This is a genomic window from Spirosoma panaciterrae DSM 21099 (genome assembly GCF_000374025.1).
In the GTDB taxonomy this organism is placed as follows: domain Bacteria; phylum Bacteroidota; class Bacteroidia; order Cytophagales; family Spirosomataceae; genus Spirosoma; species Spirosoma panaciterrae.
In genome coordinates, this window is sequence record NZ_KB893194.1 from 1 (window position 1) to 22650 (window position 22650).

The window sequence follows — 22650 nt, forward strand, 5'->3', positions numbered from 1 at the left end:
GTTGATGTGTTCAAAGTAGTCGGCCTTTTTCCACTGGTCAAAATAATAGTATACGGCTTGCCAGTGCGGAAAGCTAGGCGGCAGGTTTCGCCATTGACAGCCGGTGCGTAACATCCAGAAGATGGCATCCATGACGGCACGTAATTGGTGTTTACGCTTGCGTTGAAGGTTAAAAAAAGGCGAAATTGCTGCCCACTGGTAGTCGGTCAGTGGTTGCCACTGCTTAGTCATTACTTTGTTTCTTGGTCGATACAAAGTTGACTCGACTACCAGTCCTTATCAATTCCCCAACAAGCTCTTAACAATAATATCGGGAGCCCATTGGTCGATAATCAATTTGCCATTCGCCCCCAATGTTTCGAATTCACCAGTCCTACTCATCAACACCATTAATTTATCTTTTAAATCATCTTCATTATAAGGGTCAAATTGAAATCCATTATAACCATCCTTAACTAAATCGGCAGCACTTCCACAGCGGTTTGAAACAAGAACAGGCATTGAATAAACCATCGCTTCGTTTGTTAAAAAGCCGAAAGGCTCAAATGTGCTTGGTAAAACTGCAACATCAGCAAGGGTATACCGAATTGGTACTTCATACCACTCACAGGGATCTAAGAAAAAAACAGATGGATTAGTTAATGTTGAAACAAGTTTTACCAAAGCCTCCTTTTGTTCACCTTCTCCACTTAGGATAAGGCCCCAATCTTTTCCGTTTTTGGCGTCATATTTAGCATAATGAAAGGCTGTAATTAATCGTATCAGATTCTTGCGCTCTACAAACCGACCAGCATAAATAAAATTATATAACGGGAGGTTTAATTCTTTTTTTCTTTTTTCTTTTAGATGAGACTCTTTTTTAAATATAGACAAGAGTGCATCGTTATCAACACCTACGTTTTTTGTTGTAAGAATTTTCGCTGGAGGCACTTTAAGCTTTACAGCATACTCGGCCGCTTTCTGACCAAGGCAAACTAAACCATTGCACTGCCTTAGAAAAAACATTTTCAGATACTCTTTCCACCAAACCCTCTTCCGGCTAATTTCATTACTCTCAAAATCAATAATTAATTTTACCTTATTCAGCCTGCAATAGAATACAACAAACCAGTAGGCTATATCGTAATAGCCATTGAGATAAATTATATCGGGCTTGTAGTCTTTAACAGCCTTTGTTAGTTTACCAATCCTCTCTAAAGCACTTATATCTTCAACGGCCTCATCAGAAAATAGTACTTTATAAGGGTATTGATGAATACTGGAATCTGTTTTAAGGGCCAAACGGCTCCGTTCACTATAAGCCATTTGAACAACAAAAAAATCTACACCTTGAAGGTGTAAACTCTCATAAATACCGTTAAAAATCCTAGCCTTATAGTGCGACCAAAGAATGTTATGAATAGCAAGAATCCTCATTAAGCCTAGCTTCGGTGTGCTTAAAGAGTGGCTAATGCCCCTAGCCATGCAGCCGCATTAGTACTCTATTAATTAATATTTATTTACAAGTCGCAATAAACAATATTTTTGCCTAAATTCAATAGTAGTGGCGACTTGCATAGACGAAAGGCTATTTATAGCCTGAATCGACTAGTTATTCCCTTGCCCAAAGGAGTTTAATAAAAGTTGTTGCATACTCGGACGCAACTCACCATCGAAAATTGGAAAATGCCGCTGGCTAACCGTTCAGTAACTGACCATTTTACAAGGTGTACGAGGTAAGCTATTTCCGATGGATTAAATGACTCCTCAGTAAACGTTCTACTACAGGCCCTCCTTACAAGCGCCTTTCATGAGCTAATCAGACGCCTTTTCAACTCCCGATATGCCCAAATCCTCCTGAAATATCAGGAATCAAACGTCGAATGGAAAAGGCTTTTCTTTAAGTAAAAATGCCTATTACAAGCCGTAAAAGGCATTTTTGACCCTCCTGCTTAATTGGTATGGTGTTGGCATTCTAAAAACCGACGGGCGGCTGAAACCAGCACACCCAACAATCGGAAAACAAAACGAATGGCCCAAACCATGACTGCACGTACCTACGACATCGTTATCATACGACATCGTTATCATCGGAACCGGCTCCGGTGGCGGAACAATCGCTCAGCGACTCGCTCCATCCGGAAAAAAAATTCTGATTCTGGAACGGGGCGACTTTATACCTAAAGAGAAAGAAAACTGGGACGTTGCGGAAGTGGTGGTGAAGGGTCGCTACCGTACCAACGAAGTCTGGTTTGATAAAGACAACCAGCCTTTTGCGCCATTTACGCATTACGTGGTGGGTGGAAACAGTAAGATGTATGGAGCCGCCAGCTTCCGGCTGCGCGAATCCGACTTTCAGCAAACCCAGCACGAATCCGGCATTTCGCCCGCCTGGCCACTAACCTATGCAGATTTTGCCCCCTATTATGATCAGGCCGAACAGTTGTACAGCGTGCATGGCATCCGTGGCGTTGATCCCACCGAACCGCCGACCAGCAAGCCCTATCCGTTTGGGCCTATTACCCCCGAACCATTTGCCAAAGATCTGTACGAAAACGTCCAGCGAGCTGGTCTGAAGCCATTCCCCATTCCGATGGCGGTGCGACTAGGGCAGGATAAACTCGGACAGCCCAATGCACCCACGGTGTTGAGCAATTTCGACGGCTTTCCCGATCCATCTGAAGCTAAAGCCGATGCGCACGTAACGAATGTCCGAGCAGCTTTGCAATTTCCTAACGTGACATTACAAACCAACACTTTTGCTACCCGGCTTATAACCGGCCCGCTTCGGGTAATACCCAGGCGAAGGTTCGGCCCACCGGCAGCGTTACGGTATCTTTTTCGTTTTTCAGATGAAGAAATGGCACTAGCTTGCGGGCCACATCGAGCATATCGCGTTGCTCACTGAGCGGTACATTCCGCCTGTGGGCAGATGCCGGATGAGGTAGCGTGTCAGCAGGCGCTGGCGAGAAAACTTGGAGTCCGCCAGATAAAAGAGCGAACATTGGACCAAAGAACATAAACGAGGGCGAGTTAAAACAGCCAGCTTATTTCGGGCGCAAAAACGATGCTTCGGGTTAGGCCGTCTGGACGGATTTCCCGAACAAGCAGGGGCGTACCGGCTGTAAATCCGATGCGTGTTTTTGGGGTCAGGTTCCACCAGCCAGCCAGTGTTGCGTTGAGGGTTAGTCCCTGCGATCCTGTGAGAGCTACCAACTTGCCACTAGCATCGATGTAGGTATCTTCGGCCAGGTGATAAATGCCCAGCAACCCGCCATTCAGGCTAAGTTTTGGGCTTATCCTCCAGGTATAAGCTGTACGACCCAGCACGTCGGCTTTGCGCGTGAACTGATTGGACGGCGGGTAAGCGGGCGCTTCGGGTTTACCATTCAAGCTGGGCAGGAATGTGTTGCTGTTGGCTCCGGTAAGGGGCTGCTGCCAGCCTACCGAAAATTGCCATTGGCCATTGCCTACCGAAAGCCCCGTTATCAGATCGGCCGTACCAAGGCTACTCTGGTATTGCATCGGTAACGGACGATCACCGACTTTTAGGTTGCTACTACTTAAAGGTAGTTTTGTACCCAGAGTCAGCGATGTGGCCCATTTGGTTTGTGTAGGCAGTGTGTACGTAGCTGATAGAAAAACGTCGCCCAGGCCAGAGACACTGCCTAAGTTTCCGCTGGCATAATTGCCCGTAAGTTTTGCCTGAACGGCCCATCGGGCCGACAACTGGTTGTCGTATTGAAGCCCCGGCGCAAAAACCAGTACCGATTCATCACCCAGGCCAACGGGCAGCAGGACGGTGATTTTCTGACCTTTGGTGTCCGTAGAAGCGTGTTGTTTGAGTGCGCCAATGGTACAAAAGCCAGCATCGCTGCATCCCTGGGCAAGAGTCGGTAACTGGCTGGCGAACGGCAGAAATACCGTTAGGAAAAAAGGCAGGCGGTTGTTCATCTGATATTGGGTGGCTGTAGGACAGGTTTGCCCTACAATCCATTTGGGTTAAGGTAGTGACTATTTCAGTTCAGCATTTCCGAAATGCACGGCAAATCGCTTGCACCAGATCAGCACAAAACGTTGATGGCTAAGGGGTATAGTTGACGGTACATCCACATAAAAGCTACCGACGGCTGTCAGAAGGCTCACTTCCGTAAAGTTGCTGGCTTGTGTATCAGCGGCTAAATAGATGCGTAAATCAGGCCCGGTATCGCTCTTGAAATTCTCAAAAACTAGGACTTGTTTGCCGTTGCGCTCATACAAACGTACCTGACCACTCACGGTATGAACGCCGTTCTGGAATTTGCCCGAAGCCAGTAAGCGCTGGCCGGTGGTATCAAAAACCTGTACCGGATCGACCACACTGACAGGTGTACCCAAACTCCCCAGTGGAACCAGGTCTTTGTCTTTTACGCATCCACCGATTCCCAGAACCAGCAACGTAAGCAGGAGACTAATTGATAAGGGCGATTTCATAAATACCTGTTTATTCGTTTATTAATTTATGAAGCCAGGTGTAGCTTTCCCGGAAGAAAGCGTCGATGCGGTCGGGGGTAAGACTGGCCGAAATAGGTAGTAAGGCTCCTTGCCAGTCGGCTCCTGTGCGCCACTCCCCTGCGGACAGCGAAGGCGCGTTCAGAAAGTTGATCGGCTGCCTCTTATGGTAGCCAGATAGATAAAAATAGGGTTCAGGACAGATGGAGTCAGCGATCGCATAGCTAGCCCAAATAGCCGCCCGCTCGTGTTGCTGTGCATCAAATACCCGTCCTTCCAACCAGTGCAGTCCGTAATTCCAGGCCATGTTGGTCTGGCTGTCGTCGGCCTGTTGGGGTAGGCATTGCATACCCGTCAGGGCAATCAATTGGGCCAGACAGTGCAACGTTTTATCGGCTAGGTTTAATGTATCCATGTAAAAATGAGGAGTTAATTGATGGATAATGAATAATGAAATGGCCCTCATCCATTATTCATTATCCATTTACTGATTATCTTCCTGTTTCAGTTTTCCCTTCATGGCATGGCGTAGTTTTTCGATCTTGGGTATCGAAACATGCTGGATATAAGGCTGGTTTGGGTGCAGCTTGCAGTAGTTCTGATGGTAGTTTTCAGCCGGATAGAACACGTTGAATGGTACCACCTCCGTTACGACGGGATTGGCATAATGCTTCGATGCATTGACTCGCTGAATGGCGGCCATGATTTCCTGTTTTTCGGCCGGTGTCCGGTAAAACGCTACTGAACGGTAATCGCGGCCAACGTCGGGTCCTTGCCGATTGAGGGTGGTCGGATCGTGTCCGGCAAAAAAAGCATCGAGCAGTTCCCGATAGCTGATCACCTTCGGATCGTAATACACTTGGACCGACTCAGCATGGCCCGTTTCGTCGGTGCCAACCTCCGGATAGGTGGGGTTGGCCACATGGCCTCCCGAATAACCGGAAACGACTTCCCGGACACCCTTCAGTTGATCGAACCCTTCTTCCTGCGCCCAGAAACAGCCGCCCGCAAAGGTGGCAACGGCCTCGCCGGGTTTCAACGCTGGTAGCCGGGCGGGGGTAGTATCAACCGATTGAGCCTGCGTACAGCTCGCCAACAGCCAGAAACTGGCCAGAAGAATCTGAATGAATTTCATGCTAAAGTAGGCTATTTAGTTTTGATAAATTCGAGAGCCAGACCATTCATACAGTAGCGTAGGCCAGTTGGGGCGGGGCCATCGTCGAACACATGGCCGAGGTGGGCGTCGCATACGGCACATTGTACTTCGGTTCGAATCATGCCGTGGCTGGTATCGTGGAGGTCCTTGACCACATTTTTATGCAGGGGAGCGTAGAAACTGGGCCAGCCCGTTCCTGATTCAAATTTGGTATCGGAACTAAACAACGGCTCGTGACAGCAAACACAGCGGTAAGTCCCGTGCTCATGGTTGCTGGCCAGTGGGCTACTAAATGGGCGTTCGGTTCCCTGTTTGCGGGTTACGATAAACTGATCAGGGGTGAGAGCCAGTTTCCACTCGGCTTCTGTCTTTTCGACCCGTCGCGGGGGCTTTTCTGGATTGGTATCACTACCGGCTGGGCCTGTCAGCAGTATGGCAAAGGCAGGCGACATGATGAGTAAAAGGCTAGTCAGGCTAGCCAGAACTGTGGATCGATTCATAGTTTTATTGTTCTTAAGCCTGTGTAAATGCAGTGGACTTTATGGCTGCAAGGGCCGTTTCTGTTTTCTTGAATAATTGCTCGATGTGATCAGCAATGTCGCAGGCGACGGCTCGTTTGGATTTGAGGCCGAAACGATGAATACCTCCGTTTCGATGAATGAGTGTGACCTGATTGGTATCATGACCAAAGGCCGCACCCTCGTCACGTAATGAGTTCAGCACAATCAGGTCCAGGTTTTTGTTTACCAGTTTGGTCTGTGCATTGGCCAACTCATTGTCGGTTTCGAGGGCAAATCCAACCAAATACTGGCCGGTACGTTTCTGCTTTCCCAGGCTGGCGGCAATATCGACCGTCCTGACAAGCTCCAGATAAAACGTGCTCTCATTCTTCTTGATTTTCTGGTCTGCTACTACCCTGGGTGTATAGTCGGCAACGGCAGCCGCCAGCACGGTTAGGCTAGCTTTCGGAAAGTAATGCAGACAGGCGTGATACATATCGGCCGCCGACCGAACCCGTATTCGTTCGATGCATGGATGCAGCACCGTCAGGTTGGTTGGCCCACTCACCAGCGTAACCTGCGCTCCCCGTTCGGCCAGCACCTCGGCTAGTGCGTAGCCCATTTTGCCGGTCGAGTGATTGCTGATGTACCGAACCGGGTCGATGGCCTCCTGCGTGGGGCCAGCCGTTAGAAGGACACCTAACCCCGCTAGCGATGGGCTGTTTTCCAGAATGGTGTCGATGGTTGCGTAAGACACAGACATGCTTGATAGGTCGTTCTTTTTTATGAGTTGCTCAGGCTGATGTAAGCGACTCGTTCAGGGCGTTTATCCCAAATTGAGGCTCGAATAGCTTTCGGTAAGCCGTTTTGGTTGGATAGACGAGTTGAATCATTGGGCCATAGTTCGACTCCAGGATCATGGTCTGAATCAGAAAGCCAAACGACTGAATTAAGAACCCCGCTTTAAGTTTGGGAATCAGTACGGCATTGTTGTTGGCTTGGTGAATGCTGGTGATGTACTGGAATCCTTCGTCGGTAATTCGCTCAATGGCATAAGTCAGAAAACTGGAATAAATTTTCCGGTTCTGATACGGAGGCAGAATACCCGTATTGGCCATAAAATACTCCAGTTCACTACGCTGAAAGCCAAAGTGCCAGCCAATGGGTTTGTCTTCATCCACTAGTAGGAAATAAAGCGCTTTACGCTGCGACAGATTTGATTGCAAGCCGTCTAGTTTAGCCTGTTCAGTCGGACTCAGCAGAAAATTCAGGGGCATCGACTGTTCGTTGGGGAAGACCTGACTTACGTGTTCCTCAAAAAATTGATGCCACTCGTCAGACTGTACTTCTTTGACGAAATAACTGTCATTTAACGGTAGTTTGGTCATGGGTATAGCGTCGTTCTAGGGCTTGGTTGATTTCAATGCGTTGGTCTGTTTCCATAGCCGAAAAGCCTCCCGGAAGGTCATGTATGGAACACCCCGGCGGTGGTTTTCGCGGCTGATGTGGTAGAGCACCCGCCAATGATGAAACAGCACCCGATAACCTTCACGGAGCGAAAAACCGGGCTGGTAAATATGGGCGGGTTCGGCACCTGCCCCATTCAACTCCAGAATTCGGATGTGGTTGCCCGCATACAGGTCGGCTACACTCCGACACCGTAAATCGTAACGACCAAAATAGAATCCGTCGATCGACTGACTGATCCGATCAAATACACGGGTCAGTTCCGGCGTAATCAGATGGTTGGCATTCAGGAATTTAGTCCCCCGGCAGTGGTTTCCAATCGACTCCAGCGTGATGATTTCGCCCACAGCCGGTATTTCATGGAACTGATGGCCGTATTTCCGGGTCAGAACCGGAAGTTGCAGAATGGCCCGCTCGTTTTGCCGAATCAGATTTTCGATACAGTCGTAGCCATTGCCTCGTATGGTCAGAAACTCCTTTTGCACCACCGACGACACAACGCCTTCCGATTGCCCCGGCATCCGGTAATAAAACACGCCCAGTTCAAGCGGCTCATCGACATACTCCTGAATCAGAAAATCAATCGGTGTGGTAGCGAGGTAGCTGTTCAGGGCTTCGCGGCTTTCGATTTTTTCGACCCGCCAGCCCCGTTCGCCCACATTCGGTTTGGCAATAACTGGAAACACCAGCCCACGCGCCTGCATCAGGCTGAACACCGTTTCGGCATCAGCCGAAGCCGATACAACCTGCGTAATAGGTTTATACGCATCGCTGATGCCAGCCAGAATATCGGCTTTCGACTCGCCAAACAAACCACCGGTTTCGATAGATGGATTAGACGCGGAAAAATAAAACAGCGACCGAGCCTTGACCGATTGCCACAAATGGAAGATAAAAATGGGGAAATAAACCACTTCGAACGGCCAGTATTCCCAATGGCGCAGACGGATCATAAAGAGTGATGTCCGGCCAAAACGAGTCAGGAATGCCCAGGCCGTTACCGGGATCGAACGTATTGCCTGAACAAATGAGCTTTCGGAAAGGGTTGCCGAAGAGGTTGTATTAATGGGTTGCATAGGTATAGCCGACAGCGGTCTGGTAAACAGACGATTGGGTGAAGTCTTCGTAAATCATAGTTAGATCGTCGCCGATAGGCACGACGCTTGTCAGGCTGACGGTCAGCATCACATTCTGGCGATTCATTCGGAGACTATTCTCAGCATCGCCATGGCCGCCGACCTGATGAAAATTCCGGATGGCTTCTACCGAATAGTCCGGGTATTGCTGACACCATTCCTGAAACCAGCCCTCGCGTTGCCGAACAATCTCCGGTTTATAGAGCGTTGCCGACGACCAGATGTGAGGCTGGTCGGGGCCTTTTTCATCCACAAAAAGCCGACTACCATTCCAGCGCAACTCTGTCAACTTGCCTTCTTCAGCGATCAGCAGCGTAAACGGTTCCAGACCCGCCAGGTCATAGGTGCTGATAAACGCATTGAGGGTTGGGTATGTAAACACCTGCAATGGAATCAGACCACGGCTATGCCGATAGGGTGGTTCGGGCCGATGGGCTGTAAAAGCCCCATTGAGCAAACAAACGGTCACCGGAGACTCATCATCCCGGATACCCGACGCTATCCAGGTGCCTTGCCCTGGCGGATCCTCTGGAAACGTGATCGTTGCCCCGCCGATGGTTACGGTTCGGGGAGGCTGGGCAGCAGGACGTATCGCTTTTTCGTCGCGGCTATGGGTCAGGATGTAGCCAGTAGGCCCGGCCGGTAAATATGTGACAGTACACATGGGTATTCAGCTTGATTAATCCATGCTTATCCAATGTTTATACCATTTTTTCAAATTACTGAATTTCAGTTGATTACATAAAGTGATACACAAACCCCTGGTGTAGGTTTCACGAAATAGCGGGAGTCTCTTGATCAATCGTGACCGTTTGCGGGCTGATGAGTGGTAACCACGGTAGGGCGAAAGTCAGCAAAGGAATTTTTAGCAAGGTAAACGGTCAGGTTACTGCGGGTAAACCACACCGCAATTTTCTACGGGTATTTCGGGATGCTTACGAAATATCAGGAATCCAGTCTGGGAACAAATCTGAATTCTGGCCAGGTTTCTCATGCATTTTGGCCGTTTCCAGCGCGTAGAGGCCATTTCCGTTTTTACAACGTATCTGGAATGGTATTTGGCAATTGGATTAGCGAACCGTTGGTACGGCTGAAGCGATCAGAAAATTAGCCCGCCAATTACATGTAACTAATTCAGACAAGCTATCCGATGAAAACGCTTTCGCTCCTGCTTATTGGTTTATTCATTACCTACTGGGCTCCGGCTGTAGCCCAATCGAATTCGGCCACAGCCCGCAAACAGCAATTCAATCTCGAAAACGGCCTGGCCTTACAGGGTTACGATGCCGTGGCTTATTTCACTCAGAACAAAGCCGTGAAAGGCTCAGCCACCAACAGCTTTACGTACAAAAATGTTACGTATCGCTTTGCGACTCCCGCCAATCTGAAAGCGTTTCAGGAAGCCCCCGACCGTTACGAGCCGCAATATGGTGGCTGGTGCGCCTACGCCATGGGCGCCACGGGCGAAAAGGTAGAGATCGATCCAGAAACGTTTAAGGTCAAAGACGGCAAGCTTTATCTGTTCTACCACTCATTTATCAACAACACACTGCCCAAGTGGAATAAAGACGAGGTAAATCTGCATAAAAAAGCAGACATGAACTGGGGCAAATTCATCCAGTCGTAAATACGTTATTTCTATAAGCCCTACCGCAATCATGAACAAAACAACGACCTACATTCTATGGGCCGCTCGCTTACTGGCCGCCATCATTCTGCTTCAGACCTTATATTTCAAATTTCTGGCCCAGCCTGAGTCGGTTTATATTTTCTCGACACTGGGCGTTGAACCCTGGGGTCGCATCGGTTCGGGCATTATTGAACTCATAGCCTCTGTACTTATCCTGCTACCACGAACAAGCTGGATTGGGGCAGCTTTGGGCCTGGGTGTCATGGCCGGGGCTATCGTATCGCACCTGACCATTCTGGGCATTTCGGTACAGGACGATGGCGGGTATTTGTTCTTTCTGGCTCTGGTGGTTGCGGTTAGCTGCGCTACCATTCTGGCGCTCACCCGCACGCAGTGGATGCCCGTTCTGGCGGGAGTACTGGATCAGAAAAAAGTCCATACAAATGCCTGATTCTTCACCCATTAAGGTTATTAATGTGATGTCACTTAAATCTGCTAGTACCGATATACTCATGCAGCTTGCCGAAGTAGTTGGTCAGCTAACCGACGCTGATTATGCCCGACCGTTGTCGGTTCTTTCGGGCAATACCATCGGCAAACATGTCCGGCACATTCTCGAATTTTATGAATTGCTCGTCACCAGTGTCCAGATGGGGCAACTCAACTATGACCGGCGCCAACGCGATCTGCGCCTGGAAATCGACACCGATGAAGTTCTTCGCCGGATCGGATCCGTCGACCGAACGATTCACCGGCTCGACCTCAACCAGCCGCTGGTATTAACGGCCGACTTGTCGGTGAAAGGCACTGAACCCGTTCAGATTCCATCCTCCATAGCACGAGAACTGCTCTACAATATCGAGCATGCCATTCATCACATGGCGCTGATCCAGATTGCCGTTCAAAGCGACTTCCCGACCGTAGACTTACCTATGCATTTTGGCGTGGCGTATTCAACGGTTCAGCACCAGTCGAAGTAGATTATTGAATCTGTAACTACCTAACCGCAACCGTATGCTTTTGCTCTTTTGTAGTGTCTGTGTTATCAGCTTTCTTGGATCTGTGCATCCGGGCACAGTCAATCTGGCCGTCATGCAGGCAACGCTTAACCAGAGCAGGCAGGCCGGTATCTGGCTGGCGCTGGGGGGAAGTCTGCCCGAAATTGCCTACAGCAGTCTGGCCGCAGGCGGATTAATGCTCATACCAGCCCATTCGCACTGGATGGATGTGCTGATGATTGCGCCCATCCCGGTATTGCTGGGGGCCGGACTCGCAGCTTTTCGGCAAAAACCGGTAGCGTTCAATCAAGTGTCTGAACAAAAAGCGTCCTTACCCTTCTGGAAAGGATTGGTACTGGGTAGCACCAACCCGCAGTTGTTGCCGTTCTGGTCCGCCGTTTGGCTCTACCTGAGCCGGGTTCCGATCGGCTCTCATACGCTGGTTTCTGTCAACCAGCCCGCCAGTCCGTGGGTGTTTGCGTTAGGAACCGCAACAGGGGCGTTTGGCCTACTGATTCTGGTGGTTTGGCTAACCGACCGCTTACGCCAGCAAATCGTGCAGTACCTGAAAGGTTTCTGGATTAATCGGCTGACCGGCATACTATTTATCGGCATGGCCCTTTGGCAAAGTATACAGGTATTGGGCTGATGGATGAGACTAGCTAACTGCTAACGTCGGCCATTATGCTGGTGAAATAACCCCTATCGAATGGTACAGTTCCTACGAGGATGGACTTCTGGTACTCGCTGGCGCGTCGGGCTACTGCTGCTGGTGTTGATTGTTGTTGTACTGCCGCGTTGTGCTTCGATTCGGATGTCTGACAAGGCTATTGATGACTATTTTGCGCTTAGTAAGGTTAAGCCTACATTTGGCACCATCAGCCGTAATGGACAAACCATTCATTATGCCTGTATCGGGGCCGATTCCTTACCAACGATACTCTTCATTCATGGCTCGCCGGGGTCCTGGGATGCCTTCATCGGCTTTTTTACGGATTCGTCTCTCTACAACCATGCCCAACTGATTTCGGTGGACCGACCGGGTTTTGGTAAGTCAGGATTAGGCTATCCCGTAACGTCGCTGCAAGCCCAGGCAGCCGCTATAGCCCCATTACTTCGGCAGAAACAGGCAACCCATAAACCCATTATCGTTGGCCATTCACTGGGAGGGCCAGTGGCCGTTCGGCTGGCGATGGATTATCCGGAACAGGTCGGCGGGCTGATTTTGGTGGCTCCGTCCATTGACCCCGATCTGGAGCGAGGTGAATGGTATCGTCCCATCGGAGCAGCTTTTCCGGTTCGGTACTTACTGCCCACCGAGCTGGATGTGAGTAACCGGGAAATTAGTGCCCTAAAAGTTGAACTCCAGAGGATGCTGCCGTTATGGCCTTCTATTCATATACCCGTAATCGTCATTCAGGGAACGGAGGATGAACTGGTACCTCCCGGAAATGCCACTTTTGCCCGAAGGATGTTACAGCAGGCTCCCGTAACTATCCAGTTGATTCCCGGCATGAATCATTTTATTCCCTGGCGCCGACCCGATTTGATTCGGGCTGCCATTCGCCAGCAATTGTCAACTAATCAATCCAATTTTTCAACCAATTATCATCCATGAAACGACTCATTCTGTATTTCGCCATTGTCTTTTGTTTACCGATTACAACTGCTTTGGCGCAGAAATCTCCTGTCTTTGCGCCAGGAGGGAAAGCGTTACGAGGCTATGACCCCGTCGCTTATTTTGCCGAAGGGAAGCCTGTTCCGGGCGATTCGGCTATTTTATATGCTTATCAGGGGGCCAACTGGTATTTCGCCAGTACCCAGAACCGGGATACGTTTAAAGCCAATCCTGAAAAATATGCTCCTCAGTATGGTGGTTATTGTGCTTATGGTACATCAGAGGGGCATAAAGCGCCAACAGAACCGGATGCCTGGACAATCGAGAATGGAAAGCTCTATTTCAACTATAACAAGAAAGTACAAACCCTATGGAATAAAGATCGCCCTGGCCATATCCAGAAAGCAAATATGAACTGGCCTGCGCTAAAAGATAAGGACTGATGCGTTTGTTAAGGCTCACCGATTTTAACGATACCACTATTTCAGACTGGCCTCATGTAAACCTTTAACCCTTTCGTGAATACAAAAAACCTCAAACGGCCTTCAAGGAAATCGTTAGGGAGCAGGTTTTACTGCTGTTAGCCCTCATCAAGCACGGCATTCAGGTTTTTGGCTCTGTAAAAGAATTTGATCAGTTGGCTGAACTGACCCAACTTTTATTTTAACAACAAGAGCCCCAATGCCTATCTTAATACGGTCACCGGAATAAAATTTAGCGATCATTATTTACGCGTACAATGACGTGATCAATACCGAGCGCCCTGACTTTAGTCAGCATGTCCAGTTGGTTAGCACCGAGGGCTCCTTTGGGACTCCCGACTACTTTGATGATCGAACCAATCGCTCCCGGCTTATCGACACTGGGTCTTGAAGGCCTGCCCAGCCTGTTCATCCCCAGCGGCATTCCCTCGTTGCCAGGCGGTGCAGGCTTCGGTTTTGTGCCCCAAAGCCCATTCCGAGCTTCCCATGTAATAATAAAGTGCTTCGACAGACGCATCCAGGGATTCGGCCCGACGAAATTCGGCAATCGCTTTGGCCGGCTGATGTTGACTGAGCCAATACAAACCCATCGTCAGGTGGGCCCAGGCATTCTGATCGTCCCGTTTGAGGGATTCGTCAATGAATGGAAGCGCTTCGGCAGGACGATTCAGTTTCAATAGCACATACGCTTTATTGTTGAGGTAGTAAGGCTGACGAGGCTGCAAAGCCAACGCCTGCTCGATGTACGATAAGGCTTCGGAATAGTTTCCTTCATGCGCCAGAAGCAGACTTTGGTTGTTCAGGGCAGCATCCTGTTTGGGATTCAGTTGCAACGCCTTACATATATCCTGTTGAGCAGGCCCGTACGCTTTTTGCTTAAAATACAGTGCTCCCCGATTGGTCAGGGCCTCCACATTGGCCGGGGCCAGTTGCAGGGCTCGATCATAGGCGGCCTGGGCAGGACCTATCCGGTTCAATTGGGTATACACATCCCCCAAGCGGGAATGGTAAAAGGTTGAGTCGCGGTATTGGTTTTCGATGTGTTCCAGATCATTCAGGCTCCCAGTCGCATCCCCTATTTCCAGTCGAACCTCCGCCCGATTAAAATAAGCCGTAGCAAAATCGGGATCGAGGTCAAGCGCCCGGCTATAATCGGCCAGCGCTCCCTCCCGATCATCGTTCCGAAATCGGGCAAGCCCCCGGTTGTTATAGGCATCGGCAAAATCGGCCTTTTTGGCAATAGCCTCCGAATAATACCGGATGGCTTCCCGATACTCGCGCTTCTGCAACTGAACGTTCCCTTTCAGGAAAAACTGAGCCGCTTCGTCGGTATTGTCGGTACAAGCCGGAAGCATGTCCAATAAAATCGGGAGGATACCTACCCAGATAAACAATTGAGCAGGTCTATTAACTACCTTTGTATAACCGATCAGCCGAATCAAATTCATCATTTACCACGTATAATTCATTCTTTCTCCGTGCGTTTCGTTCAGGACATCCCCCACCCTCAATTCCGCATCGGGCTTTACGCCTGGAACAGCAAATATATTGTCAAAATCGAAGCGGGCCCCTACGAACAGACGTATAAAGTCAGTGAGCTGGATCTGGCCGACCCTGAAACCGTGCCTGCCTTGCTGGATGAACCCTTTCTCCATAAAGTAGCTGCCCGATTTCAGGAAATGGATGCTGACTGGCAGGCAACCGGCGAACGGAATGCGGTATTTTAACGTATAGCCTGCCGTTCACGAGAGCCATTGGTCATGCTGGCATAACAATTGCTTATCGTCCATAACCAGAAGTTGGGAAAATCCTGAACTTTATACACCCCGATTGGTTTTATCTTTACAACAGAATCAAGCGCCGGAGGGAACCGGCGTTTCCTTTTACTACATTAGTTGATTAATCCTATAGACAATATACTTTATGTCTATCTTATTCTCCGACAACGTGAGTACCGTCGCCCGGCGCGACATTCTGGACCTTCAGCAGAAAATCAGTTCATTTCAGCAGGGGGACATAGCGGATGAAGCGTTTCGCAAATTCCGTCTGACCCGAGGGGTGTATGGCCAACGGCAGCCCGGGGTCCAGATGATCCGGATCAAACTTCCGCATGGCCGTATCACGGCCGATCAGCTGGTTCGGATTGCCGACCTGTCGGATAAATATGCGACGGGTAACCTCCACGCTACCACCCGGCAGGATATTCAACTCCATTTTGTTAAACTAGCCGATTCGCCCCAGCTCTGGGCCGACCTGGAGGATGCCGGCATTACCCTCAAGGAGGCCTGTGGCAATACCGTTCGGAACGTAACCGGCTCAGCCAGAGCCGGTATTGACCCGGAAGAACCGTTTGACATTACCCCCTACGCATACACCATTTTCGACTATTTCCTGCGAAATCCGATCTGTCAGGATATGGGCCGGAAGTTCAAGATTTCCGTATCATCGAGTGAAAAGGATTCAGCCTATGGCTATATGCACGATGTGGGCCTGATTGCCCGTGTTCAGGATGGAAAGCGAGGCTTTAAGGTCATGCTGGGGGGCGGATTGGGCGCGCAGCCTTTCCCGGCTCAGACAGCTTCTGAGTTCCTGGAAGAAGACCAGGCCATTCCCTTTATTGAGGGAGTGATTCGGGTATTTGACCGTTACGGTGAGCGCCAGAAACGCCATAAGGCCCGCATGAAATACCTGCTGAACGACATTGGTCTGGACGAATTGCTCCGTCGTATTGCCGAAGAGACTCCAGCCCTGCGGGTAAAATCGTTTGCCGTTGATCAGCAGGCAGGCAATGCCCATTTTGCTACCGAACCTCTCCCCCGTCCTGATGCCCCTGCTCCGAGCCAGCTTCCGCATAACGATACGTATGCCCGTTGGTTGAAAACGAATGTATTCGAGCAGAAGCAGGCGGGTTGGTATGCGGTGCAGCTACGGGTGTTGCTGGGGGATATGCATTCGGATACAGCCCGGGCACTGGCCCAGGTGGTTAAAACGTACGCTGCCGATGACATTCGGGTTACGGTAAACCAGGGCTATCTGCTTCGGTTTATCAAACCGGAAGATCTCCCTGCGGTATACGAAGCGCTGAACACCCTGGGACTGGCAGAACCCGGTTTTGATACAACAGCCGACATTACGACCTGCCCCGGTACGGATACCTGTAACCTGGCTATTTCGAGTAGCTATGGGATTACCCGGGCGCTGGAAACGATGATGACGGATGAATTTCCCGAACTGATCTACAATAACGATATCAAAATCAAGATTTCGGGTTGTATGAACGGCTGCGGTCAACACTCGGTAGCCAACATTGGTTACCATGGCTCATCGCTTAAAAATGGAGCTTACGTGTTGCCCGCGTTGCAGGTGCTGCTTGGCGGTGGTTTCAACGGGAAAGGCGAAGGGCTGATCGCCGACAAGGTGATCAAAATTCCCGCCAAACGGGGCCCCCAATCATTGCGTTTGCTGCTTCAGGACTACGATACCAATGCCTTTGAAGGCGAATACTTCAGCGACTACTACGCCCGGCAGGGTAAAAACTATTTTTACCAGCTCTTAAAACCGCTGGCGGATCTGAAAACCCTCGTCGACAGTGATTATATCGACTGGGATCATACCGAGCAATATGTTACGGAAGTAGGGATTGGCGAATGCGCCAGTGTCCTGATCGACCTGGTGGCTACAACCCTTAGCGAAGCGTCCGAAAAGCTGGGCTGGGCTCGTGAAGCGCTGGCCGAGAACCGATGGGCCGATGCGCTTTACCATGGCTATAACGTATTTATTACCGGCGCTAAAGCCGCCCTGATGAGCCGTGATGTTGCCACCAACACCCAGCACGGTATTGTCAGTGACTTCGATAAAACGTTTGTTGGCGAACCCGATTTCCATCAGGCAGACGGTGAATTCAAAGCGCTGGTGTTCAGCATCAATAAACAGGAGCCTTCTGAAGCGTTCGCGAATCGCTTCATTGCTCAGGCAGAAGCATTCCTGCAAGCCATTCAGACGTACCGCGAAACCCAGATCGAACTGGAAGGCGCTCCTGAATTGCAGGCATTAACCCAGGCGCAGGATAGTTAATGATCAACGAGTGAACGAACGAAAAGCAGACGCAAACCTTTTTTCGCTCGTTCACTTGTTCACTCTTTCGAATTATGAAATTAACACTCGTTGGCGCAGGTCCCGGCGACCCGGATTTAATCACAGTGAAAGGGATTAAGGCGTTGCAGCAGGCTGATGTGGTCATGTACGATGCGCTTGTTCACCCGGATTTGCTCGAACATTGCCGTCCTGACGCGCTCAAGGTATATGTGGGCAAACGACGGGGGGCTTACTCCTGCATGCAGGAAGACATTAACCCGCTGATTGTGCATTATGCCCGGCAATATGGCCATGTGGTTCGACTCAAAGGGGGCGACTCGTTTGTGTTCGGGCGTGGGTACGAAGAAATCGACTTTGCCCGGCAGCATGGCATCGCGACGGAGGTGGTACCGGGTCTGTCCAGCAGTTACGCCGTACCCGCATCGGCCGGGGTTCCACTGACTACACGAGGTCTTTCTGAAAGTTTCTGGGTAGTTACGGGTACAACAAAAGAGGGTCAATTCTCAACCGATTTGCGGTTGGCTGCTCAGTCATCAGCTACCGTGGTGGTGTTAATGGGCATGCATAAGTTAGCTCAGATCATGGCTGTTTTTGCAGAATGCGGGCAGTCCGACACCCCGGTGGCTATTATTCAAAATGGAACCCTGCCCGAACAACAGGTGGTAACAGGCCATGTGTCGACCATCGTGCAGAAAACCACCGAATCGGGTGTAGGCAACCCGGCCATTATTGTAGTCGGTGAAGTCGCAAAACTGGCGGTTCCGGATCTGGTTGCGCTCAGTCAATCGACGCATCAGCAGGATTGACGCTTATAACGAACTGTCTTTTGTTAACCAGGCAGCCTTCTTGATCGTATAAAAAATACATACGACAGCCCGCGTTTTGTCAACAAAATCCGACATTCGCGGGCTGTCGTATGTATTTTTGTAACCGTAAATTGAATCAACAGCGATTGACATCCAGAATTGGGTGTTCATCCCTACACAAGTGTCTTCATTCATCATGCAACCTATCGACCGATTAAAAACGGCCATTGAACCGTTCCGGCAGGAAATTATTAACCACAAGGTTTACTCCGCCATCAAAACCATCGACGATTTAACCATATTCATGCAGTATCACGTATATGCAGTCTGGGACTTCATGTCGTTGCTTAAAACCTTACAGAATCAGTTGACCTGTACGTCGGTGCCCTGGTACCCAACGGGTTCGGCCAATACCCGGTATCTGATTAATGAAATCGTTGCGGGCGAAGAGTCGGATATTGATCTGATGGGCGAGCGGAAAAGTCACTTTGAAATGTATCTGGAGGCTATGGAACAAGCTGGTGCCGATCGTAGTCAGATCGGGAACTTCCTGTCCATACTACAGCAAAATGGTTCGCTGGAACAGGCTTTGTTGGCATCAGACACGCCGAAAGCAGCGAGCGATTTTGTCAAGTATACATTTGCCATCATCAACAGTCAGAAAGCTCATTTACAATCGGCGGTGTTTACATTTGGTCGGGAAGATCTGATACCTGGGATGTTCCTGTCAATGATTCAGGATCTGAACATGAACTTCCCTGGCAATATTTCCCGGTTCACCTATTACCTGGAACGCCATATTGAAGTGGATGGGGATCACCACAGCCACCTGGCTCTCCAAATGACCGCAAACCTATGTGGCGATAAGGATGCATTCTGGCAGGAAGCCGAACAGGCTACCATCGCTTCCCTACAGCAACGCATACGTCTGTGGGATGGGGTTTATGAAACGCTTTTAACCCGGCAAGCTGCCTCCACGCCGGTTGATACCGCGTTTGCCTAATCCGGCCTAAACGGCTCTTCTCAAGGACGTGTTGCTGAGCGTTTGGCGAGTTTCTCGATCAAACGCGCAGCATTTTTTCACTTTGGAGCGGGCAATACAAACAGGGCGGAGGTCCAGGATAGCTCCCGGCCCGTCATTCGTTCTTTTTCGTAATAATCGACCAGCCGCATATCATAGTCCCGAAGGAGTTGAAGAATAACAAGCGGATCGGATTGCCCTTCATAGATGGGGGCAAAATTCAATTCCAGTAAAATAGCGCCAATTCGTTTCTGAGTCAGCAGAGTCGTAGCCCCCCGCAACACGGGAAGTTCGAATCCCTGCGTATCGATCTTGAGCAGGGCGATTTTCTCAATGCCCTGATCGGTACAGAATCGATCAAGCGTATCGACGGTTACCGACTCAACGGAAGCTACCTGCTCGCCATGGAAAATATTTTCGGCTTTATCCGGGTTGACAGCCAGAAACGAACTAAGCTCCGACTGTTCATAATTTCGAAACTCCGCCTTTCCTGCCGCTTCACCAAAAGCCAGCTGATGCAAGGAAACCGTTGGCCCGAACGACTGCCTGGCCAGCCCGTTAAACGTGGCCGAAGCGGGTTCGAAGGCATGAATTACCGGGTTGAGCAGGCATTGCTGCAATAGCTGAATCGTCTGCCCCTGATTGGCCCCAACATCAAAACAGAGCGGATTCGGCTGACGAATAAGCTGCCGTAAATCATCTTCCAGTTTCAGGCCATTGACCTGATCCGGGTATTTTCGGGCCAGAAATACCCCAAACGACGAAAATACAGCCTTTACCGCCGTTGCCAACTTGCTCATCGTACTTCCATTTAAATGTTTATAAACACGCAGGCCCTCAGAGCGCATCGAAGCTACGAGCCTTTATCGGGTCAACTCCCGGATTTCTTCCGCTTTTGCTTTGTGCTGTTCGCCAGTGAGCATATTTTTCAGCGTCAGTAGGCCTGTCTGCACCTCTTCCGAGCCAATCAATACCACATACGGAATCCCTTTGGCATTGGCATAATCGAGCATTTTTTTGATCTTAGCCAGATCAGGATACACTTCAGCGGCTATATCCGATGCGCGCAACTGACTCAGTAAGGGCAGGGCTACTGTCCGGGCTTCGGCATCGAAAGGCACGATCAATACGTTCGTTCCCTGCCCGGTACTGGCCGGAAACAGGTTCAACTCTTCCAGGACATCATAAATCCGGTCAACCCCGAACGAGATGCCTACCCCCGACAGACCCGGCATGCCAAAGGCGCCTGTCAGGTTGTCGTAACGCCCTCCACCACTCACACTACCTATGCTCACCCCGTTGGCCTTCACTTCAAAAATAGCCCCAGTATAATACGAAAGGCCACGCGCTAATGTTGGGTCCAGCTCTATCTGGCTGTCCTGTAGGCCATAAAGTGCCACAAACTGAAGTGTTTCTTCAAGTTCAGCAATTCCTTTCTGAGCGGTTTCGGAAGCGGCCAGCCAGCTTTTCAACTGATCCAGAATCGGTCGAAGGTCTTGTCCGGCAAACGCGAATAAAGGCAGCAGGTTCGTGAGGGTGTCTTCTGAAAACCCGCGTTCGCGCAGTTCATCCAACACCTTCTCCTGCCCGATTTTATCCAGTTTGTCAATGGCTACCGATAAGGTTCCCTCCTGACCTGGTACGCCAATGGCTTCGGCAATTCCGGCCAGGATTTTTCGATTGTTCAGTTTAAGGGTGAACTTCTGAATGCCCAGGTTTCGGAACACTTCGTGGATCATCAGCACAATTTCGGCTTCACAGATCAGAGAATCGGTGCCCACTACATCGGCGTCGCACTGATAAAACTCCCGGTACCGCCCTTTCTGTGGCCGATCAGCTCGCCAGACCGGCTGCATCTGATATCGCTTGAAGGGCAAGGTCAGCGCATTCCGATTCATCACGACATAGCGGGCAAAGGGTACGGTCAGGTCGTAGCGTAACCCTTTCTCCGCAATTTTTGGGGTAAGTTTTTTAGAACCTGACGCCAGGTCCAGATCGGTCAGACTGGCCGCAAAATCACCGGAGTTCAGGAGTTTAAATAACAGTTGATCGCCTTCATCACCGTATTTACCCGTGAGCGTGGAGAGATTCTCCATGGCTGGGGTTTCGAGGGGCAGAAAGCCGAATCGTTTGAAAGTTTGCCGGATGGTGTCAAAAATAAACAGCCGTTTGCTCATTTGCTCCGGACCAAAATCACGCGTTCCTTTAGGTAATGTCGGTTTTTGCATCCGGCAAAATTACAGAATTATATGGTTTACCGTAACCCGTTGCTGCTTACAGGATAGCACCGAGGGTTGCCAGATGAAATCCTTTTCGGAGCAGATCGGCTTGCGCCTGTTCATCCCAAAGCAGGGGATTGGTATGATTGAAATGTATAAAATAAACCTTTTGTCTGGTCTGTTGATCCTGTGCATTGAACAGGCTTACGGTTTCGCTGACGAGGGGATGAGGCACTTCGCTTATTTTTCGATTGGGCAACTCGGTCGCACTCGAAAAGGTAGCATCGAGCAAGGCCATATCGACACGCTTTACCTCATCAATAATCGACTTGTTCCATTTCGCCCATTTGTCGATGTCGGGGATAAACAGAATTTTTCGGGTACCGGCCCGGATCGAGAAACCCGCTGTTTCGGAAAATTCGTCCCGGTGCGGTACGGTAAAAGCGGTTACGGATACGGTTTCATTCAAGTGGAGCGGCTGGTCTGGCTGTAAGGGCTTCAGGCTGATGTTGTTCAGCAAAACCAACTGACTCCAGGGGCCATTGGTCCGTAAAAAATCTGCAAATTTCGGGAGCGTATACACCGGAATCTGGCTGGCATTCAGCGCTTCCCGGCCCAGATACATCAGCCCTGTATAATGGCCGATGTGTGCGTGGGATAAAAAAATACCATCGGGCAAATAGCGATATGCCCCTCCGGTCAGTTGCTGGAAGCGTTCCAATTGACGGGTAATATCGGGGGTAGCTTCAAATAGCCACCAACTAGCCTGTAACGTATCGACCAGGGCAAAACTCACGACATGATTCCGACGGCTTTCATCCTGCCAGGCTTTCCGGCAACAGGCTTTCGCGCAGCCGATATGGGGATACCCTCCATCCTGAGCTACACCCAGAATGACCACTTGCTGCCCCATTGACGGCGTACAGACGAATACCAGACCAACGAATACCCATGCTATCCAGTTAGGCCGAGCAGCCAATGTTTTTTTCGCTGACCAGGAATACGTACTGTATCGTGCGGCTTTCCATCCAGTAAGTAGTTCTACCAAACGA

Annotated in this window: 26 protein-coding genes; 11 read left to right on the plus strand and 15 right to left on the minus strand. The window is 50.0% G+C overall.

Translation table 11 applies throughout. The annotated features are described in order from the left end of the window. Positions 1-231 (minus strand): transposase (locus B153_RS0120440; RefSeq protein WP_020595249.1); only part of this gene is annotated, 231 nt, incomplete at its 3' end. 48 nt (positions 232-279) lie between these two features. Further along, entirely contained in the window at positions 280-1416 is a 1137-nt protein-coding gene (locus tag B153_RS0120445; RefSeq protein ID WP_026262312.1) for a glycosyltransferase family 4 protein, read from the minus strand. Between the two features lie 775 nt (positions 1417-2191). Between B153_RS0120445 and B153_RS35530 the strand changes: the two genes are divergently transcribed. Further along, the gene (locus B153_RS35530) at positions 2192-2887 is read left to right on the plus strand and encodes a GMC family oxidoreductase (protein WP_020598607.1); all 696 of its coding nucleotides are present in this window, start codon (positions 2192-2194) and stop codon (positions 2885-2887) included. 125 nt (positions 2888-3012) lie between these two features. On the opposite strand, the gene B153_RS0120455 is transcribed toward B153_RS35530, so the two are convergent. From B153_RS0120455 to B153_RS0120495, 9 genes are all read right to left on the minus strand, one after another. After that, entirely contained in the window at positions 3013-3933 is a 921-nt protein-coding gene (locus tag B153_RS0120455) for a hypothetical protein (RefSeq protein WP_020598608.1), read from the minus strand. 60 nt (positions 3934-3993) lie between these two features. After that, the gene (locus B153_RS0120460) at positions 3994-4452 is read right to left on the minus strand and encodes a DM13 domain-containing protein (RefSeq protein ID WP_020598609.1); all 459 of its coding nucleotides are present in this window, start codon (positions 4450-4452) and stop codon (positions 3994-3996) included. Positions 4453-4462: 10 nt separating this feature from the next. Further along, positions 4463-4885: a hypothetical protein gene (locus tag B153_RS0120465; RefSeq protein ID WP_020598610.1), complete on the minus strand. Its 423-nt coding sequence runs from the start codon at positions 4883-4885 to the stop codon at positions 4463-4465. A gap of 69 nt (positions 4886-4954) precedes the next feature. Next, entirely contained in the window at positions 4955-5605 is a 651-nt protein-coding gene (msrA, locus tag B153_RS0120470) for a peptide-methionine (S)-S-oxide reductase MsrA (RefSeq protein ID WP_020598611.1), read from the minus strand. A gap of 11 nt (positions 5606-5616) precedes the next feature. Then, the gene (gene msrB / locus B153_RS0120475) at positions 5617-6126 is read right to left on the minus strand and encodes a peptide-methionine (R)-S-oxide reductase MsrB (protein ID WP_020598612.1); all 510 of its coding nucleotides are present in this window, start codon (positions 6124-6126) and stop codon (positions 5617-5619) included. Positions 6127-6139: 13 nt separating this feature from the next. Continuing rightward, on the minus strand, positions 6140-6889 hold the full coding sequence (locus B153_RS0120480; protein WP_020598613.1) for a phosphopantothenoylcysteine decarboxylase domain-containing protein: 750 nt from the start codon (positions 6887-6889) through the stop codon (positions 6140-6142). A 31-nt stretch (positions 6890-6920) separates the two neighbouring features. Next, positions 6921-7514 (minus strand): GNAT family N-acetyltransferase, encoded by a 594-nt coding sequence (locus tag B153_RS0120485; RefSeq protein ID WP_020598614.1) that lies wholly within the window; start codon positions 7512-7514, stop codon positions 6921-6923. 15 nt (positions 7515-7529) lie between these two features. Next, a complete protein-coding gene (locus tag B153_RS0120490) occupies positions 7530-8669 on the minus strand; it encodes an ATP-grasp domain-containing protein (protein ID WP_020598615.1) in 1140 nt (379 codons plus the stop codon). Next, positions 8656-9393 carry a hypothetical protein gene (locus B153_RS0120495; protein WP_020598616.1) on the minus strand — a complete coding sequence of 246 codons (738 nt, stop codon included), beginning with the start codon at positions 9391-9393 and terminating at the stop codon, positions 8656-8658. Before B153_RS0120495 ends, B153_RS0120490 begins: the two co-directional genes overlap by 14 nt. 486 nt (positions 9394-9879) lie before the next feature. Here B153_RS0120495 and B153_RS0120505 point away from each other — a divergent pair, with 486 nt between their 5' ends. From B153_RS0120505 to B153_RS0120530, 6 genes are all read left to right on the plus strand, one after another. After that, positions 9880-10356, plus strand: a complete 477-nt coding sequence (locus B153_RS0120505; RefSeq protein ID WP_020598618.1) for a YHS domain-containing (seleno)protein — start codon at positions 9880-9882, stop codon at positions 10354-10356. Positions 10357-10387: 31 nt separating this feature from the next. Then, the gene (locus tag B153_RS0120510) at positions 10388-10810 is read left to right on the plus strand and encodes a DoxX family protein (protein WP_020598619.1); all 423 of its coding nucleotides are present in this window, start codon (positions 10388-10390) and stop codon (positions 10808-10810) included. Between the two features lie 61 nt (positions 10811-10871). Next, positions 10872-11339, plus strand: a complete 468-nt coding sequence (locus B153_RS0120515; RefSeq protein WP_245564918.1) for a DinB family protein — start codon at positions 10872-10874, stop codon at positions 11337-11339. A 34-nt stretch (positions 11340-11373) separates the two neighbouring features. Next, positions 11374-12006, plus strand: a complete 633-nt coding sequence (locus B153_RS0120520) for a LysE family translocator (protein WP_020598621.1) — start codon at positions 11374-11376, stop codon at positions 12004-12006. Positions 12007-12066: 60 nt separating this feature from the next. Beyond that, positions 12067-12975, plus strand: coding sequence for an alpha/beta fold hydrolase (locus B153_RS0120525; RefSeq protein ID WP_020598622.1), 909 nt, complete (start codon positions 12067-12069; stop codon positions 12973-12975). Next, a complete protein-coding gene (locus B153_RS0120530; protein WP_020598623.1) occupies positions 12972-13418 on the plus strand; it encodes a YHS domain-containing (seleno)protein in 447 nt (148 codons plus the stop codon). The genes B153_RS0120525 and B153_RS0120530 overlap by 4 nt, the downstream gene beginning before the upstream one ends. Positions 13419-13828: 410 nt before the next feature. Here B153_RS0120530 and B153_RS0120535 read toward each other — a convergent pair whose 3' ends face one another. Beyond that, positions 13829-14908: a tetratricopeptide repeat protein gene (locus B153_RS0120535; RefSeq protein WP_020598624.1), complete on the minus strand. Its 1080-nt coding sequence runs from the start codon at positions 14906-14908 to the stop codon at positions 13829-13831. 27 nt (positions 14909-14935) lie between these two features. On the opposite strand from B153_RS0120535, the gene B153_RS0120540 reads away from it, so the two are divergent. The 4 genes from B153_RS0120540 (at position 14936) to B153_RS0120560 (ending at position 19361) form a co-directional block, all read left to right on the plus strand. After that, on the plus strand, positions 14936-15184 hold the full coding sequence (locus B153_RS0120540; RefSeq protein WP_020598625.1) for a hypothetical protein: 249 nt from the start codon (positions 14936-14938) through the stop codon (positions 15182-15184). 196 nt (positions 15185-15380) lie between these two features. Next, positions 15381-17531: a nitrite/sulfite reductase gene (locus B153_RS0120545; protein ID WP_020598626.1), complete on the plus strand. Its 2151-nt coding sequence runs from the start codon at positions 15381-15383 to the stop codon at positions 17529-17531. 74 nt (positions 17532-17605) lie between these two features. Next, the gene (gene cobA / locus B153_RS0120550; RefSeq protein ID WP_020598627.1) at positions 17606-18358 is read left to right on the plus strand and encodes a uroporphyrinogen-III C-methyltransferase; all 753 of its coding nucleotides are present in this window, start codon (positions 17606-17608) and stop codon (positions 18356-18358) included. Positions 18359-18554: 196 nt separating this feature from the next. Then, positions 18555-19361 (plus strand): DUF3050 domain-containing protein, encoded by an 807-nt coding sequence (locus tag B153_RS0120560; protein ID WP_020598629.1) that lies wholly within the window; start codon positions 18555-18557, stop codon positions 19359-19361. Positions 19362-19438: 77 nt separating this feature from the next. Here the strand turns inward: B153_RS0120560 and B153_RS0120565 are convergent, their stop codons facing one another. From B153_RS0120565 to B153_RS0120575, 3 genes are all read right to left on the minus strand, one after another. Further along, positions 19439-20179, minus strand: a complete 741-nt coding sequence (locus B153_RS0120565; RefSeq protein WP_020598630.1) for an FkbM family methyltransferase — start codon at positions 20177-20179, stop codon at positions 19439-19441. 63 nt (positions 20180-20242) lie between these two features. Beyond that, positions 20243-21607, minus strand: coding sequence for a histidine--tRNA ligase (gene hisS / locus B153_RS0120570; protein WP_020598631.1), 1365 nt, complete (start codon positions 21605-21607; stop codon positions 20243-20245). 46 nt (positions 21608-21653) lie between these two features. Then, the gene (locus tag B153_RS0120575; RefSeq protein ID WP_157634766.1) at positions 21654-22577 is read right to left on the minus strand and encodes an MBL fold metallo-hydrolase; all 924 of its coding nucleotides are present in this window, start codon (positions 22575-22577) and stop codon (positions 21654-21656) included. Positions 22578-22650 lie beyond the last annotated feature (73 nt).